Annotated in this window: 17 protein-coding genes, 1 pseudogene and 2 riboswitches; of the genes and pseudogenes, 12 read left to right on the top strand and 6 right to left on the bottom strand. The window is 69.9% G+C overall.

Annotation, left to right across the window (positions count from 1 at the left end; genetic code table 11):
• The first annotated feature begins 3 nt into the window (after window positions 1-3).
• The 4 genes from cobC (at window position 4) to ACN27C_RS19695 (ending at window position 3303) form a co-directional block, all read left to right on the top strand.
• Entirely contained in the window at window positions 4-1029 is a 1026-nt protein-coding gene (gene cobC, locus ACN27C_RS19710) for an Rv2231c family pyridoxal phosphate-dependent protein CobC (RefSeq protein ID WP_422751656.1), read from the top strand.
• On the top strand, window positions 1020-1997 hold the full coding sequence (gene cobA / locus ACN27C_RS19705; protein WP_422747299.1) for a uroporphyrinogen-III C-methyltransferase: 978 nt from the start codon (window positions 1020-1022) through the stop codon (window positions 1995-1997). Before cobC ends, cobA begins: the two co-directional genes overlap by 10 nt.
• Window positions 1998-2069: 72 nt before the next feature.
• Window positions 2070-2145, top strand: a riboswitch (adenosylcobalamin (AdoCbl) riboswitch).
• Between the two features lie 48 nt (window positions 2146-2193).
• Window positions 2194-2400 (top strand): CbtB domain-containing protein, encoded by a 207-nt coding sequence (locus ACN27C_RS19700; protein WP_120569210.1) that lies wholly within the window; start codon window positions 2194-2196, stop codon window positions 2398-2400.
• Between the two features lie 120 nt (window positions 2401-2520).
• Entirely contained in the window at window positions 2521-3303 is a 783-nt protein-coding gene (locus ACN27C_RS19695) for a CbtA family protein (protein WP_358177304.1), read from the top strand.
• 59 nt (window positions 3304-3362) lie between these two features.
• Here the strand turns inward: ACN27C_RS19695 and ACN27C_RS19690 are convergent, their stop codons facing one another.
• On the bottom strand, window positions 3363-4103 hold the full coding sequence (locus ACN27C_RS19690; RefSeq protein WP_421498345.1) for a cobalt-precorrin-6A reductase: 741 nt from the start codon (window positions 4101-4103) through the stop codon (window positions 3363-3365).
• Window positions 4104-4263: 160 nt separating this feature from the next.
• Window positions 4264-4446, top strand: a riboswitch (cobalamin riboswitch).
• Between the two features lie 31 nt (window positions 4447-4477).
• Here ACN27C_RS19690 and ACN27C_RS19685 point away from each other — a divergent pair.
• The 3 genes from ACN27C_RS19685 to ACN27C_RS19675 are packed head-to-tail and all read left to right on the top strand — an operon-like array spanning window position 4478 to window position 7292.
• Window positions 4478-5476, top strand: a complete 999-nt coding sequence (locus ACN27C_RS19685; RefSeq protein WP_421498346.1) for an ABC transporter substrate-binding protein — start codon at window positions 4478-4480, stop codon at window positions 5474-5476.
• A 38-nt stretch (window positions 5477-5514) separates the two neighbouring features.
• Window positions 5515-6534, top strand: coding sequence for a FecCD family ABC transporter permease (locus ACN27C_RS19680; protein WP_422747296.1), 1020 nt, complete (start codon window positions 5515-5517; stop codon window positions 6532-6534).
• Window positions 6534-7292 carry an ABC transporter ATP-binding protein gene (locus ACN27C_RS19675; protein ID WP_358177155.1) on the top strand — a complete coding sequence of 253 codons (759 nt, stop codon included), beginning with the start codon at window positions 6534-6536 and terminating at the stop codon, window positions 7290-7292. Before ACN27C_RS19680 ends, ACN27C_RS19675 begins: the two co-directional genes overlap by 1 nt.
• Window positions 7293-8111: 819 nt before the next feature.
• Here the strand turns inward: ACN27C_RS19675 and ACN27C_RS19670 are convergent.
• A complete protein-coding gene (locus tag ACN27C_RS19670; protein WP_358177301.1) occupies window positions 8112-8456 on the bottom strand; it encodes a histone-like nucleoid-structuring protein Lsr2 in 345 nt (114 codons plus the stop codon).
• Between the two features lie 285 nt (window positions 8457-8741).
• Here ACN27C_RS19670 and ACN27C_RS19665 point away from each other — a divergent pair, with 285 nt between their 5' ends.
• Complete coding sequence (locus ACN27C_RS19665) at window positions 8742-8909, top strand: BBE domain-containing protein (protein ID WP_422751655.1); 168 nt, start codon at window positions 8742-8744, stop codon at window positions 8907-8909.
• A 3-nt stretch (window positions 8910-8912) separates the two neighbouring features.
• A complete protein-coding gene (locus tag ACN27C_RS19660) occupies window positions 8913-9011 on the top strand; it encodes an NAD-dependent epimerase/dehydratase family protein (RefSeq protein WP_358177152.1) in 99 nt (32 codons plus the stop codon).
• A gap of 204 nt (window positions 9012-9215) precedes the next feature.
• On the opposite strand, the pseudogene ACN27C_RS19655 reads toward ACN27C_RS19660, so the two are convergent.
• Window positions 9216-9434: pseudogene (locus ACN27C_RS19655) on the bottom strand (hypothetical protein); the annotation flags it as partial.
• 58 nt (window positions 9435-9492) lie between these two features.
• On the bottom strand, window positions 9493-9699 hold the full coding sequence (locus ACN27C_RS19650) for a DNA cytosine methyltransferase (RefSeq protein ID WP_422747293.1): 207 nt from the start codon (window positions 9697-9699) through the stop codon (window positions 9493-9495).
• 830 nt (window positions 9700-10529) lie between these two features.
• Here ACN27C_RS19650 and ACN27C_RS19645 point away from each other — a divergent pair.
• On the top strand, window positions 10530-11072 hold the full coding sequence (locus ACN27C_RS19645) for an IS1096 element passenger TnpR family protein (RefSeq protein ID WP_422747291.1): 543 nt from the start codon (window positions 10530-10532) through the stop codon (window positions 11070-11072).
• Between the two features lie 217 nt (window positions 11073-11289).
• On the opposite strand, the gene ACN27C_RS19640 is transcribed toward ACN27C_RS19645, so the two are convergent.
• Complete coding sequence (locus ACN27C_RS19640; RefSeq protein ID WP_422747289.1) at window positions 11290-12285, bottom strand: TRM11 family SAM-dependent methyltransferase; 996 nt, start codon at window positions 12283-12285, stop codon at window positions 11290-11292.
• Window positions 12269-13189: a hypothetical protein gene (locus ACN27C_RS19635; RefSeq protein WP_358177142.1), complete on the bottom strand. Its 921-nt coding sequence runs from the start codon at window positions 13187-13189 to the stop codon at window positions 12269-12271. The genes ACN27C_RS19640 and ACN27C_RS19635 overlap by 17 nt, the downstream gene beginning before the upstream one ends.
• 838 nt (window positions 13190-14027) lie before the next feature.
• On the opposite strand from ACN27C_RS19635, the gene ACN27C_RS19630 reads away from it, so the two are divergent.
• Both ACN27C_RS19630 and ACN27C_RS19625 read left to right on the top strand, forming a co-directional pair.
• On the top strand, window positions 14028-14909 hold the full coding sequence (locus ACN27C_RS19630) for a hypothetical protein (RefSeq protein ID WP_422747287.1): 882 nt from the start codon (window positions 14028-14030) through the stop codon (window positions 14907-14909).
• Window positions 14910-15551: 642 nt separating this feature from the next.
• A complete protein-coding gene (locus tag ACN27C_RS19625; protein WP_422747285.1) occupies window positions 15552-15944 on the top strand; it encodes a pilin in 393 nt (130 codons plus the stop codon).
• Window positions 15945-15946: the final 2 nt, after the last annotated feature.

Below are 15946 nucleotides of genomic sequence, written 5' to 3'. Positions count from 1 at the left end.
TTGGTGCCGCCCGGGCCGGCATCGGTGGTGTGCCCGCCGCCGGCCGACACGGAGGCCGAGATCGGCAACGATCTGCTCGACCTCGCGGACGACAGGAGCCGGCGGCCTCGCCCGGACTGGCTTGACCAGTCACTTTGCGACGGTATCGCCGCCTGCACCAGCTACCCCGACACCACGGCGGCGCAGCAGACAGTGGCACGGCGCCACGACCGCCGCCCCGATGACGTCCTCGTCACCGCCGGGGCCACCGAGGCGTTCTTCCTGCTCGCCCGCGCCCGACCGTGGCAACGCCCGGTCGTCGTACATCCGCAGCTCACCATGCCGGACGTTGCCTTGCGCACCGCTGCCCACGTCCTCTGCCGGCCCGAGAACGGCTTCGCCCTGGAACCGGATTCCATCCCCACGAACGCGGACCTCGTGGTCATCAGCAACCCCACCGACCCGACGGGTCGGCTGCACCCGGCTGCGACGATCCGTGCGCTGTGCCGACCTGGGCGGGTGGTGGTAGTCGACGAATCCTTGATGGATTTCGTGCCCGGCCAGCCAGACAGTCTGGCCGAGCACCGAGTCACGGGTCTGCTGGTCATCCGTACTCTCACCAAGCTATGGTCCATGCCCGGCATCCGCGCCGGCTACGTCATCGGCGACCCGGCCTTACTCGCCGACCTGCGCGCGCAGCAGCCGCCGTGGTCGGTCAGCACCCCGGCCCTGCACGCCATCGCGGCGACCGCCAGTCCCGAGGCAACACGCGAGGCCAGACGGCAAGCACATCGAGTCGAGCAGCACCGGCGGGTCCTCGTCGATGGGCTCAACGCACTCGGCATCGAGGTCGCCGCCTCCAATGCCCCGTTCGTACTCGCGCGGCTGGGGTCCGCCGCCCGTATCCGGCTGCACGGCGACGGCATCGCCGTGCGTCGCGTCGACGGCGTTCCCGGTCTGGACGACACCTGGGTCCGCATCACCGTGCCCGAGCCCGCGGCCACCCGCCACCTGATCACCGCACTGGGAGTCCACACCGCATGGAGATGAACGTCACCGGACGCTGCGTCCTCCTCCTGGACGGCGCCGACCACGCCGTCCCGATCGTCGCGGGACTGCTGCGCGACGGTGCCGACGTGACCGTCCATGCCGCCACAGTCTGCGCCGCCCTAGAGGACCTCGCCCAACGCGGCCGCCTCAGGTTGACCGCCGAGCCCGTCGACGAGACAACCTTCGACCTGGTCATCCGCTCCGTTACGCGACCGCAACGCCAGCCTGCCACCGCACCCACGGACACCGGCCGCGTGACGCTTGTCGGCGCCGGACCGGGCGACGCCGGCCTGGTGACGGTCGCCGGACGAGCCGCGATCGAAACCGCCGACGTCGTCGTCGCCGACCGGCTCGCCCCCTGGGAGTCGCTGGCCTGGGCGCCTCCGGGCGTGCAGGTCATCGACGTGTCGAAGATCCCGTTCGGACGCTCGACCAGCCAGGAGGAGATCAACCGGCTCCTCGTCGAGCACGCGAAGTCCGGCAAGCACGTCGTGCGGCTCAAGGGCGGTGACTCGTACGTGTTCGGCCGCGGTTTTGAAGAGGTCCAGGCCTGCACCGCCGCTGACGTCCCGGTCACAGTGCTGCCCGGAGTCACCTCCAGCGTCGCGGCACCCGAGCTGGCCGGTATCCCGGTCACCCACCGCGGCCTCGCCCAGGGATTCACCGTGATATCCGGCCACGTTCCGCCCGGCCACTCGGCTTCCACGCTGGACTACGCCGCACTGGCACAATCCGGTACCACCCTGGTCGTGCTGATGGGTGTGCGGACCCTGCCAGCCATCGCCGAGGCCCTGCTGGACGGCGGGCTGGTCCCCGACACCCCGTGCGCCCTCGTGACCGACGCCAGTCTGGCCAGCCAACGGGTTGTCCGTAGCACGCTGGCCCGCGTCGCCACCGATGCCGCAGCAACCGGCGTCGGTGCCCCGGCCGTCGCCGTCATCGGTGCGGTAGCCGCCCTCGTACCGTGACCACCTGAGTACACAAGCACCGGCGCTACGCCTTCAGGTGAGCTCGCCGCTCTGTTAGCCTCGTGTCACCTTGCTGGTGGAAGCCGGTGTGAATCCGGCGCAGTCGCGCTACTGTGACGCCGCTCGCGGCGAAGCCAGACCCTCCAGCCAAGGCGAACATCCGTCGATGGGACGCTGAATCCCCAAGGAGTGTCACATGCCTCAGGCCACCACGGCAGTACCGGCCCTTCCCCGCATCCCGGTCTCCGCTCTCGCTCCGTGGGCGGGCTTCTTCTCCCTACTCGCCCTCGTGGTGCTGTTCTTCGTCGGTGCCGAGCAGGGTGCTTTCTCGGTCATTGAGGGCACGATGGTTCACGAGTTTGTCCACGACGCTCGCCACGTCATGGGCTATCCCTGCCACTGACCTCCGCGCGTCATTCGGCCCGGATTCCTGTCCGGACCCGGCACCGAATTCTCCTCTCTTCAAAGACATCGCTGACAGATTGTGTTGCCCGCGGTGCTGTCTTCACGATCGGGACCCGAGATGACCCCCCGTACCTTTCTGCTCCGAGGTTTGGTCGCCGGTGCCCTCGCCGGCTTCGCGGCCTTCCTCATCGCCTCCGCCATCGCCGAACCCGAGATCAACGCTGCCATCGCTATTGAAGAGGCCGCCTCAGTCGCAGCCGAGCACAGTCACGACGCCACGGCGGCGGGCGACCACAGCCATGGCGAGGCCGCCGACGTCTCCCGCGCCACTCAGTCCACGTGGGGCCTGGCCACCGGCACGATCCTGCTCGGCACGGCCCTGGGTGGCGCCAGTGCGCTCGCCGCGGCATTCGCGCTCGGCCGGCTGGGCTCCCTTTCGCCACGCTCCTCGACTGCCCTGGTCACAGCCACCGGGTTCGTCACGACGGCCCTCGTGCCCTTCCTCAAATACCCGTCCACCCCACCGGCGGTCGGTAGCGGCGACACCATCGGGGAGCGCACCGCCCTGTACTTCGGGTTCTGGACGATCAGCCTCACCGCCGCGATCGCGGCGGTCATGTTGGCGCGCCGTCTGCTGGCCCGGCTCGGCGCGTTCGCCAGCGTCGTGGTCGCTTGCGGCGGGTACCTCGTCGTCGTGGTCACCGCCGCCCTGATCCTGCCGACGGTCAACGAGGTCGGCAACTTCCCGGCCGACACGCTCTGGTATTTCCGCCGCGAGTCGATCCTCACCATCGCCACCCTATGGGCGGTGCTCGGCGTGGTCCTGACCGGCCTGGTCGGGCGCGACGCGGACCGGGCCGCCGAGGCTCAGCGTCGCCGCGAACTCGCCGCCTCCCTGTAGGACGTCGACCGGCCGGATCGCAGGGGCCGCGGTACCGCTGTGCCATCGCTGCGGCCCGCTTAGCGTGCCGGCTGCGCTCGAACCCAGGCGTAAGCCGTTTCCACCTCGGCAACGACACTGACGCTCGTCGGCGTGCCGGCCCGCCGCACGACAACGACAGGAAGCCCTCGCTCGGCCGCAACGTCCAGTTTGGCTACCGTATGATCCCCGCCTGAGTCCTTCGTCACCAGGACATCCACGTCGGCCATCACTCCACGCTCATGCTCGAGCGGGTAGGGCCCGCGGCTCTGCAGGACCGTCCAACGGACAGGCAGCAGGATCTCGGGTGGGTCGACCACGCGCACCAGGCACCGGTGTTCACGCAGCGGGTCGGCGAAGCGGTGCAGCGACTGGCGGCCAATGGTCAGGAACGGCCGCTCGCCCAGTTGCGCGGCCACCCCCGCGGCCTCATCGTGGTCGTCGACCCAGTGCCACGTCCCGGCGTCGGGTCGCGTCGACCACCCGGGGCGCTCTAGGCGCAGCAACGGCACCCCCGCGCGGCGGCACGCCTCCGCAGCGTTTGCGCTGATCCGCTCGGCGAACGGATGGGTGGCATCGACCACCACATCCACCGCCTCGGCGTCGAGATAGCCGACGAGTCCGTCCACCCCCCCGAACCCGCCTACCCGCACCTCACCGACGGGACGCCGCGGACGAGCCACCCGGCCGGCGAGCGACGTCACCACCTCGTCGCCGGCGAACACCAATCTATCGGCCAGCGAACGCGCCTCCCGCGTCCCACCCAGCACCAGCACCCTCACCCGTCCGCTCCGATCGTCGACACCGCCCGCACATCATCTCTCGGCGGCTGCCAACAGCGCCTCGACGTCCAGATGCTTCCCGACCAGAATCACCGAGCAGGTCGAAACCGATGTGACGACAGCAACTGCGGACGCAGTGACCGGGTCGGCACAACGGTGGTTAAGGTGTGTGCGCCGTGGTGTTCGGGAAGCCGGTGCGATGCCGGCGCGGCCCTCGCCACTGTGATCGGGAATGCCGTCGGCCCTCGTCGTTCGCGAGGTCACTGGGCTCATCGCCTGGGAAGGCCGGCCGCCGGCAGGTACACCCGTCAGCCAGGAGACCGGCCACGGCAACAGAACGACCTGTCCACGAGGTGTTGGAAGGCGGTCCCGCTGTGCGGTTCCCCATGTCCTGGCGCGTCGCCGCGCCGCTGTCTCTGCTCCCGATCCTGATCGCCGGCTGTTCCGCCGCCGAGACGAGCTCGCCGACGTCGGCTCCAAGCCCCGCTGTGGTGGCGGTCACCAACTGCGGGACCCCGGTCACGGTCACCCATCCGCCGGCCCGCGTGGTGACGATGAACCAGCCGGCCACCGAGATCATGTTGGCGCTGGGCCTGCAAGACCGGATGATCGGCACCGCCTACCTCGACGACGAGATCCTGCCGGACTATGCGGCCGCCTACGCGAAGATCCCCGTTCTGGCGAAGGAGTACCCGGGCAAGGAGAAGCTCCTCGAGGCGGAGCCGGACTTCGTCTACGCCGCATTCAACAGCGCGTTCAGTGACGAGGGCGTCGGTGACCGCGCGGAATGGCAGAAGCTCGGTGTCGGCACCTACATCTCCCCCGCCGGCTGCCCGAAGGAGACCCGGCCGCCGAAGCTTGCGATCTCGGATGTCTTCACCGAGATCCGGGAGATCGCCGCGATCTTCGGGGTGACCGATCAGGCCGAGGCGTTGATCGCCGATCAGCAGGCCCGCATCGACAAGGCAGCCGGTAACGCCAACGGCAACGGCACCCGGAGCATGTGGTGGGACGGCGGCAGCGACGCGCCGAGCGTCGGCGCCTGCTGCGGCGGACCGAACATGGTCATGGCCGCGACCGGCGTGACGAATGTGTTCGCCGACGTGGGCGGCAGCTGGGCCGACACCAGCTGGGAAACAGTCGTCGAACGCGACCCCGATGTCATCGTATTAGTCGACGCGTCCTGGGATACCGCAGAAAAGAAAAAGGCGTTCTTGGCCGGGCACAGCACGCTCAAGGACCTGCCTGCGGTCAAACGCCAGCGGTACGTGGTGATCCCGTTCTCCTGCACCGTCGCCGGGGTCCGCAGCGTCCTCGGCATCGAAGCCCTGGCACAGGGCATCGGTGCCCTCCCGGCCAAGGCCGGAAACTGATCACCACAACGGACCGGGCGGCGGCGCGCACCACCCGGGTGCGCACCGCCGGCACGGCCGCCATCACGCTGACGCTCACGGCCGGTTTGCTGGCCTCGGTGATTTCGGCGATCACCATCGGCGCGGCGGACCTGTCCATCGGCACGGTATGGGCGATCATCGGCGAGCACCTCGGCCTCGCCAAGGCTGATGTATCGGTACTGCGCGGCCACATCGTCTGGAACCTGCGGCTGCCCCGAGTGCTCGCCGCCGCGACTGTCGGCGCGGGGCTAGCGGCGGTCGGTGCCGTCATGCAGACCGTCACGCGCAACCCCCTGGCCGACCCTTACCTACTGGGGGTTTCCTCCGGGGCGGCGCTCGGCGCGGTGCTGGTGATCGTCGCGGGAATCGGCAGCGGCATGGTCGCGGTCAGCGGTGGCGCATTCGCCGGCGCCCTGGCCACGTTCGCGGTCGTGGTGCTGCTGACCGCGCGGCGAGGTGCGCTCGCTCCGACCCGGGTGGTGCTGGCCGGGATCGCCATCGCCCAGCTGTGCGCCGCCTGCACCTCTTTTGTGATCATTTGGGTGGGTGACCCACGCGCCACCCAAAGCATCACCTTCTGGCTGTCGGGCTCGCTCGCCGGCTCCGGCTGGGCGAAGGTCTGCTGCGCTCTTCCGGTGCTGGCAATCGTGTTGCTGCTGGTCCTGTCGCACGCCCGGACGCTCAACGCGTTCGCCTTCGGCGAGGAGGCGGCGGCCGCGCTGGGCGTCGACGTAGGCCGCAGCCGATGGCTACTGCTGATCGGGACCGCGCTGCTGACCGCCGTATTGGTGTCCATCAGCGGGGCAATCGGTTTCGTCGGGCTGATCCTGCCGCACGCCGCACGGTTTCTGACCGGCCCAGATCATCGCCGCCTGTTGCCGGTCGTCGTCCCGGCCGGCGCGATCTTCCTGATTTGGGTGGACACCGCCGCGCGCACCGTGTTCGAACCGCGCGAGCTGCCCGTCGGTGTGCTCACCGCCGTGCTCGGCGTGCCAGCCTTCCTGTTGCTGCTGCATCGCCGGGAGGTGCGCGGCTGATGCTCGAGATCACCGGCGTGTCCTGGACGGTCCCGGCCGCCCGCATCCTCGACCACGTCACCTGCACCGTGCCGGCCGGTAGCCTAGTCGGGCTGCTCGGCCCGAACGGCTCCGGCAAGACCACCCTGCTACGGGCCGTCGCCGGCCTCGTTCGCCCCGATACCGGAGGTGTCTCGATCACCGGGGATCCGATCGCCGGGATGCGGCGGTTCACGCTCGCCCGGCGGGTCGCGCTGCTGGCTCAGCACGCCGAGACCGATCTGGACCTGACCGTGCGTGACGTGGTGCTACTCGGTCGCATCCCGCACTGTCGGTCCCGCTGGTCCGACACCGACGCCGACCATGCGGCCGTGGACCAGGCCTTGGACCGGGTGGACATGGCCGGGTTCGCCAGCCGGAAATGGCTCACCCTCTCCGGCGGGGAACGCCAGCGCGCCCAACTCGCCCGGGCCCTCGCGCAGGAACCGGAACTGCTGCTACTCGACGAGCCGATCAACCATCTGGACATCGGGCATCAACTTCAACTGCTTTCGCTGGTACGCCGCGCGAAAGTCACCACTCTCGCAGCGTTGCACGACCTGAACCTGGCCGTCATGTTCTGCAGCACGGTGGTGGTGCTGCACCACGGCCGTGTCGCCGCCTCCGGCCCACCCGGCCGGGTTCTCACCGCCGGCCTGCTCGCCGACGTGTACGGCGTCGATGCCGACGTACGGGAACACGATGGGCGCACCGTCATCTCCTTCCGCCCGCCGTCATGACCGCCACCTGCTGCTCGTGGTACTGCCGATAGCCCATCATCACGGTGGTCGGGGCCCCATCTGCCGGCTCGCCGCCACGATCGGGGACGCCGTCCTCATCGGAGGCAACGTCTAGGCCAAACACTGCGACCGCACCGTCACAGGATGTTCCGGTCGGCTGCGGACCACGGCCCGGTCGGCAGACGGTCGGTGCCGGCGGCACCGGCTGAGGGACAAACGGGTCAAGGCTCCGGTGGTTAATTGCTTGTTCAAGCGGACGGCGCGGCGCTGGTATCGCTCCATCACCCCGGAATCTGCTCGCGGAAGGTGTGGCAGCAGTCGGGCGCGGGGGCACACCAGACGCCGCACACCACCTGCCGCCCGCCCATCGGAACACCCGCGACCTTCCGCCATTGATAGCCGTGAACCGTCCCGACCAGGCCCCGCGCCCCGGGCGGACCGCGGCGTCTGGGCCCGCACCACGATCCGCTCACCCCCGTCGGCCACGTCCTCGATGACCAGCGGGGGCAACCCCGAGAACACCGCCTGTAAAAGCCTGTTGCTGCCCTCCAGATAGGAGGAGGGCCGCCACACTCTTACGGTTCCTGCCTCTGCCAGCGATGTCGGACATCGGCAGCGCTCGCGGGCGGCACCTGCGCGTGCACCAGCGTCGGCCGGACCTCTGTCAGCCGTACAGACGCGGCGCGGAGGAGCGCTGCGAATGAGCAGGCGAGGTGCAGGCCCGGGATGAGCATCGTCTGCCGAGTGCTCGCTCGCTGCCAAGGAGTCCGAAATGACGAGAACGAGGCCTGCCGGAAGCGCGCTGAGGTGCCAGTCCGGTCAGCGGTTGTTGTAGGCCTCTGCCACGGAGGTCGGGATGCGGCCACGTTCGGAGACCTGGTAGCCATTTTCGGCGGCCCATTCGCGGATCGCGCGAGTGTGAGCACGACTGCTGCTGAAGATCGCGGGACGCTTTGCGCGCCGTGCCGACCCCGCGTCGATGGCGCCGCGCCCCATCCGCCGGCCCGCGACGATGTACATGTCGAGAGCCTTACGCAGTGCACCGGCGTTCTGGTCGGACAGGTCGATGGTGTAAGCGACGCCGTCCAGGCTGAACTCGACGGTCCGGTCCGCCGCCGTGCCGTCGAGGTCGTCGGTCAAAACGGTGATCATTTTCCGCGCCATGGTGGTCACTCCTGGCGAACTCGTGGGTTTACTTGAGCCGGGGAAATCTTACGCCTATCGCCTTCGTCAGCGGCACCCGGGCCATCTCGCTATTCACCAAGTCGACGATCGACGGCCAATCGTCGGCGACGATGCTCAAGTGAACGCAACTCTCCGGCCGCTGGAGGCGACCAGCGGCCCGCGCCGAACATCAAGTTTCTACAAGATTCGGGGCGGTTCACCAGGCCACCGACGTCTACCCCCACGGAGCGTACCGGTACCGGGTGAGGCCACAGCGGCACCTACATCAACTACCCGGACGTCGACATCGCCGAGCCCGCGTGGAACCGGTCAGGAGTTCCGTGGCATGCGTTCTACTACCGCGGCAACTATCCACGGCTGCAGCCGGCTAAGCGGAGTTACGACCCGCTCGGCGTGTTCCACCATGGGCTATCCGTTCGGGTCTGGGAGTAGACGATGAAGATTCTGATCACCGGTGCGACCGGCAACGTGGGCCGGCACCTCATCGCGCATCTCCTCGCCCTACGCGTCGCGGTACGCACGCTGACCCGCTAGAAACCAGCCGTCGCCACCACCTCGACGCCCAGGTCGGCGATGCCGTCCAGCAACCGGGCGACAGGTACGCTGTCCGCGCCCCATATCTGCCGGCGTGAAATTGCCATCGTGACGCATACGGGGGCACCTCCGGATCGAGTTCGGCCAGCCACGCTGGAACGCCGAGGGCCCCTTGTACTGCACGTACCGCATGCCGGTGCGGGGCGATGCGGTGCCCAGGCTCAACGAGGACATCACCGGATCCATGGTCCAGTGCCCGACCATCACCTCCGCGCTGAACGTGCGGCTGTGCCTGCGCAGCACGCCGCCGAGCCACTCGCGCAGCGGATCGTCGCACGCGGACGCGGGGGCGCCCTGCGGCCGCGCGCAGGAACGTGCCGCGGGCGTGGCCAAGGATGTCCAGTCCGAGCAGCACCCGCGCATGGGCGGCGCCGCACGCCGCCGCTCGCCACCGGGCCGCCCGAAGACGGCCCCCAGCGTGTCATTGAGTGCAGGGCAACCCGGCGGTGAGGACGTCGACGGGCGGGACCTGGCTCCTGTCGATGGCGCGGATGTCGCCGAGGTTGGCCACCCCGGGCCGGTGGTGGGCGCAGACGGTGGTGGCGTGCCGATCGGTTTCGGCGTACCAGGTGAGCTGGCCGCCGACACCAGCTCGACGGCCATGTCGAGGCCGCCGTATCCGGTGCACAGTGATCCGATCCGGGAGCGGGTCGGTGGTCCATCACGCATCTCCGCCACGTCGAACTGCGAGGGCTCACCGCGCGCGGCCAGCTACAGGGAGGCAGGGGCCCTTTTCATCCTCCGTCTTCCACAACTCAGTAGCCTTCATGCGAGGTGTGAACCACCAGTTGCGCGACGCGGGGCCGGGTGGTCAACGCACTGTGTCGGAGTAGACCGCTACGTCGTAGAGCAGCTTTACACTACGACGACCGGTGGCCGGGGCCTCTGGCATCAGGAGGCGTGGGGTCTAGGCAGCAGGACCCGGGACAGGGTTGAGCGGAGGTCGGGGCCGACTCGTGGCCACTGGTTCTGCTGTCGCTGGCGAATCGGGTTGGTGGGAGGTGGCGAGTGCTGTGGGGGTTCGGTGATGTCGAGCAGCCGTGGTGGTGCTCGGGTTCTTTACCCTCGCTGGCGCAGAGGGTGGGCGGCGCGAGTATCTGCTCCCCGGCCGCCGGTGGCGAGCAGGATCAGCTGGTCCCGTCGGTGCGGGCGTCGGATGCGCAGGCATGGCCGGCTCGTTTCGTACCCGAGCGTGGCTAGGTCGGCGTGAACGACGTCGAGTCCGCGTGCGCGGAGGCGGCGACGTTTTCCACGAACACGAGGGGCGGTCGAAGTTCGTGAACAGCGTGGGTGGCGCTTGTCCACAGATTGCTATAGACACCGCTGATGGCGGCGCGTTTGCCGGCCTTGGAGATGTCTTGTCGCTCCAATGCCAAGCTTGGGCTTGTGGCCCCGGCGGCCTCGGAGGGAGGTGCTGCCGGTAGCGTTCTTTGCGCAGCTGGTGACGGAGGCGGTGCGGTGGCGCGGACGTGGTTGTCGATCCGGGTTGAGTTGGTGTCCGGCCGTGGCGAGGACTTCTGGCCTCGCCCAGGGCGGATCTTCGCCGCGGCGCGGACGCATACGTTTGAGCAGTTCGGCGCGGCGATCGATGACGCTTTCGGCCGATGGGACCTGGCACACCTGCGCCTGTTTACCCTTACCGACGAGACACCGGTCTGCTCGTTCCAGGTTTGGGAAGAGGCCCCGGACGGTGCTGTCGACAGCGACAAGACCAAGCTGAGCCGGCTCACCCCAGGTGAACAGCTCGCTTACGTCTTCGACATGGGTGACGACTGGGCGCACCTGTGCACGGTCGATGAACAGCGGATCGATCCGCTGGAACAGCTCGGCTTCGTCCCGACGGAGCCGACGCCGTACTGGGGCTGGGGGGACCTGCCCGATCAGTACGGTCGACGGTGGGACGGCGACGATGACGAATCGCCGATGCCCAAGCTTCCCGAGAACCCGCTGCGTGATCTTCCTCCGATCCTGCCCTGGTGGGGACCGCGGCGCCGCGGCTAAACCCGGCGGACGTGCCTCAACCGGGGGATAGGGACCAAGCTTCAACCACGTCACGCCGGCAGGTCGACACGGCGAAGACGACATGGCAAGACCTCGTCAGCCCTCAGGGCGACGCACGGAAACGAGTCAGCCCACCCACCGTGACGTCTCTACCACGGGCGGCGGACCGACCCGCCCAGCGTCCCACGGGACGGCAGCACGGGAATGAGGCAGCCGGCTACCCCGCCTTGGGTTCCCCGTGAGAACACTTGGGTTCGCGGGAATTTCCGGAGCTCTTGATGAACACGAGGACGTCCTCGTGCGCGATCAGGTGCATGGGGGTGCCGGCGGCCCGTGCCTTACGGACGGCCTGGAGTTGGAAGAACGACGGGCGGGCCACGAGCCCGCCATCGCGGACGGCGGCGAGCAGCGCCACGCATCGGTCGACGGGGGTGAGGCCAGCGCGGATGGCGGCGCCGATGACGGCCGACGGGAGGTCGACCAGTTCGCCCTGCTTGCGCCAAGGCCGAGCGGTCACAACGACGACCCCACCGGGGCGTAGGAGGGTGTGGCAGCCGGCGAGGATCTGCGCGAATCCGTCGGCGAGGCCGGTGAGGTCGCGATAGGCGAGGTTCCCGCGGTCGGTGCCGTCGTTGTAGGCGTTGTCGAACTTCGCCACGCCGCCGGCGCCGGGCCGCACCAGGCCGTGCACGGTCGGCCCATACGGCGGTGAGGTCACGACGAGGGCGACCTGCCCGGTCAGGGCCGCGGGTACGAGCGACAGGATGCTGGTGGCGTCGCCGCGGATGACGCCGGCACGGCCGGTCGCGCCCTGGGTGTGGGCGTGTTTGATGTTGGCGTCGGCGATGTCGGACCAGCGTGACTCGTACTCCACGCCGATCGCGTCGCGGCCGGCGTGGATGGCCTCGACCAGGGTGGTGCCGATCCCACACATCGGGTCGAGCACCAGGTCCCCCGGTCGGGTGTAGGCGGCGACGGCGTGCGCGGCGATCGCGGGGAGCATCCGCGCCGGGTGCTGCACGGACTCGCGGACGTACCGACCTCGGCGCTGGACCGGGCCGGTGGCCTGAGCGGTCGCCCACACCGACAGGCCCTCCGGGCCGGCAGCAGCCTGATGGCCTTCGACCGGGTCGATGATGGAGGAAGCAGTCGGTGTGCTCTGCTCGTCGGGGTCGCCGACGGCTTCTGCGCGGTGCTTAGCCACGGCGACCACCGCCCTCGCGCCCGCCCCGTCGACGCGGGGCGCGGTGCTGGGCCTGGCTGAAGACCATCAGGTCCGCGTGGACTCGCAGGTGCGCCATCTGCCACCGCTGGTTGGTGGTGGTGAGGGTGAGCAGTTCCTCGTCGGTGACGTGGTAGACGAAGGCGTCGCCGTCGGTGTCGGCGGTGACGGCGACGAGGTGCTGCAGGTAGCCCAGTCCGACGCCGGCGGCGGCCTGGACCACGCCAGAGAAGTCTTGCGGGCCGGCGGTGGTGCCGGCCGGGACGGTGACGAGGAGGATCAGGCAGCCGCCCGGTTGCAGCAGTGCGGCGCAGGCGGTCAGCAGCCACGCCAGCCGGGCCCGGTTGGCGGCGGCGTGCTCGTGCAGGGGCCAGCAGGCGACCACGAGACTGGTCGCCTGCCGCAGGGAGTTGTCGGGTGGCGGGTCGGCCGCCGTGTCGGTCGGTGGGTGCAGTTGCGGGTCGGTGAGATCGTCACCGAACCAGGCGCCCATCTCGGGTAGGTCGTCCTGTTCCCCCAGTTCCGCGTCGCCGGTAGTGCCGACGGACGGGGCTACGGTGGCCGGGCCGATGATCAGGCTGGACGTGTCGGTGAACCACGCGGGGTGGTGACGGCGTGCCCCGGCCGCGCAGGCCTGGGTGAGGGCGTGATCGGTGGTGAGGTCGACGACCGCTTCGCCGGGGCGGCTGTAGGCGGCGATGAGGCGGCCGGCCAGTCGGGTGCCGATGCTGCGTCCGGCTTCGCCCGGGGTGTGGGCGGTGCGCCAGACGGTGAGCGGTACCGGCGGGTCGCCGGCGACCAGGTCGGTCGGTGTCGGGTCGACTTCGGCCCGAGGGCCGGTGTCGGCGGTGGGGTCGGGATGCGGGTTGTGGTGCTGCGGCGTGTGCTCGCTCATGTGGTGTCGGCTCCGCGCCGCGCCGTGGTGCGCTGACACCCTCAAACCGGTGTTTGTCAGCTGTGGCGAACACCTGCCGCTCTCACGGTGATCTCGCAGATGTCTGACAGCCGGTTCCCGTCCGCCTAGCTGCCCTCGCCGCGGGGATAATCACGCGGGTGCCGGCTCCATGGGGTCGGATCAGTATCGGGAGGCTGCCAGAGCCGTCGATCGTCCCAGTTCTGTCCGCCGCCCAGTGTCACGGCCACCTCGGCCACACCAGCGGCGTACGCCAATGACACGGGGTGCTGGCCGGCATTGTCAGACCGCTGTCCGACTTCCCCAGACGGCAGCGGCGCCGCCGGGGGGCACCGGCTCCGGATCTGTCATTGGATGGCGGCTCGTCAGACCGTCATGGCCCGGCGGAAGGACGCTGTCAGCCGGCACGCCGGCGCACGCCACGCCCCGTGGGCGCCGACAGGCGGCGGGGCGTCCAGCCGATCGCGGTCTGTCACTGTTCGCTGTCAGGCGCTGTGAGACGGGCTGGGATGTGTCGTCGGGCCAGCGCCGCGGTGGCGCGTCCTCTCATCCGGCCGCGGCTGCGGAGCGTGTCCGTCCGTCTCTGGTCGTGTCAGCGTGCAGGTCAGCGTGGCGTATCAGAATGGTGCACGTCGACGCCCATCGTCAGTGAGCGGTGGTGTCGCGAGAGGCGACTGATGGCGTCGACCCGGTTTCCATGTCGGCCAGCCTGCGTTGTCAGGGGTCCGTGAGGCCGGGGTGGCGCAATGGCGGTCAGGCGTGCCGACTGCGCGGCTTCGGCCCGTCCCCGACATTCGTCTCTGACATGGGAGTTCCTGACATGACCTCCTCCGCCACCGGCTGGCCCGACTCGCCTCTGGACGCCGTGGACACCGCCTTCGCCGACCTGACCTGCGATCCCGACCCGTTGTCCCTGGACCTCGATTCGCTTGTCGGGCAGCTCGGTGATGACAGCGGTCTGCCCGGCGGTGTCATCGCGCTGCCGGCGTTGCGGCAGTGGCTGCTGGAGCATCCCCGCGCCTACAGGGTGCGGGATGTGGTGTGGCGGGAGCTGATTCTCCGCGCCCGCCTCGACGGGCCGGCCTGGGTCATCGCCGCGGTCGCCCTGGCGATGCCGGCGCTGCGCCGCTATGCCGGCCGGCTGCATACCGGCTGGGCCGGCGACGCCCACGACCTGGATGCCGAGATCCTCACCGGTTTCCTGACCGCGCTGCGCGACCGGGTTGACCTGGCCCGCCCGGCGCCGTACGCGTCGTTGTGCATGGCCGCGTGGCGAGCCGGGCATGAACTGCGGCAGCGTGCTGGCGCCGAGGCCGTGCCGGTGGACGACGTCGACCACGTCACCGGCCCGCGTACTCCGAAGCGGCCCTACGGGCATCCGGACCTCCTGGTACGTCGCGCCGTCGAGTTGGGCATCGTCGATGAGTGCGATGAGCAGCCCTACATCGACCTGCGGCTGGGCCGGCGGGCCATCGAACCCATCGCCGCGCGGCTCGGTGTAGAGGTCGACACGCTGCGGCGGCGCGTCGAGCGCATCGACGTGCGCATCGCCGAAGCGCTCGCCGCCGGGTTCCTTACCGAGGTGCTCTCATCGCGGGTGCAGGAGGGCCTCGCCGCGGCGGCCGAGCGACGGCAGCGCATTCGGGCCGCCCGCGGTGCTGGTCCGCGACCGGCGGCGCGGGTGAGGCTGGCAGCCGCCTGAGGTGCCGTCCCCGCTGAGCGCCTCGACGCGAGCCCGGCCGTCTGGTCGGGTCCGCGACCGTGTGCGGCGAGCCTGCCGTGCCGCAGCGGCCGCCGGTTCCCACCCCCGGGTACGGCGGCGAACCGCCGTGAACCGCTGCGGGGCGGGCTGTCGGGACTCTCACAGCGGCGTCCAGGGGATGTCGAGGAGGCTGCTGTGCGGTCCCGGCACCGACGCCGACAGGCGGTTCCGTCACCGGCGGCATGCTCGTCCGGAAAGGCGTTCCGGCCAGGGTCGCCAGAGATTTGTGAGGTCGTGTCGGAGCGCTGTGGGACAGGCAGGTGTTCGCCAGGGCTCACAAACGCCGGTTTGAGGGTGCGGAACTCCTCCGGCGCCACCACGGCGTCATGCGGAGGTTTGGTTTCGCCCGCCGTCGGGCCGGGACATAGGGCTGACACGGGACCGGGTGCCTCGGGTGCCGCGCCACGTTGATGCGCTGACACCTCATCGATGACCGCTGACCCGAACGGGAGGACGAGCTCCTCCCGAGGTTCACCGCGCTCCCCTGTCCGGCATGTGTCTCCCGCGCCCGGCGGCGGCTCCCCGACCGCCGTTTCGACGATTCGCGCCGGCCGTGAGCCGGTGCGGGAGGTGCAGCCACCCATGTTCCCCACGTTGTGGGCACGTTCTCGTGCTCTGACCATCGCGCTGTCCACGCTTCGCCGCGTCGCCCGGGTCGCCGCGCCCGCCGCGGCTGCCCTCGGGGTGCTGGCCGTGCCCGCCGTCGCCTACGGCGACGCCGGTGAGCCGGTCATCCTGGCCGTTAACGACCTGCCCACCGTCATCGCCAACCTGCAGGCCTGGGTGATGGGCATCCTGGCCGCCGTCGCCACCCTGTTCCTGGTCCTGGCTGGGGTGTACTGGGCCACCGCCGGCGGCGACCCTGTCCAGGTCGACAAGGCCAAGGGCGCGTTGAAGAACGCTCTGATCGGCTACGGCCTGGCCGTGCTCGCGCCCGTCCTGCTGAGGGTCGTTCAGGGAATCGTCGGAGGCTGACG

The organism is Micromonospora sp. WMMD1219 (genome assembly GCF_049315215.1).
GTDB lineage: Bacteria > Actinomycetota > Actinomycetes > Mycobacteriales > Micromonosporaceae > Micromonospora > Micromonospora tulbaghiae.
The sequence above is the reverse complement of the archived record's forward strand: the minus strand, read 5'-3'. Positions and strand labels throughout refer to the sequence as shown.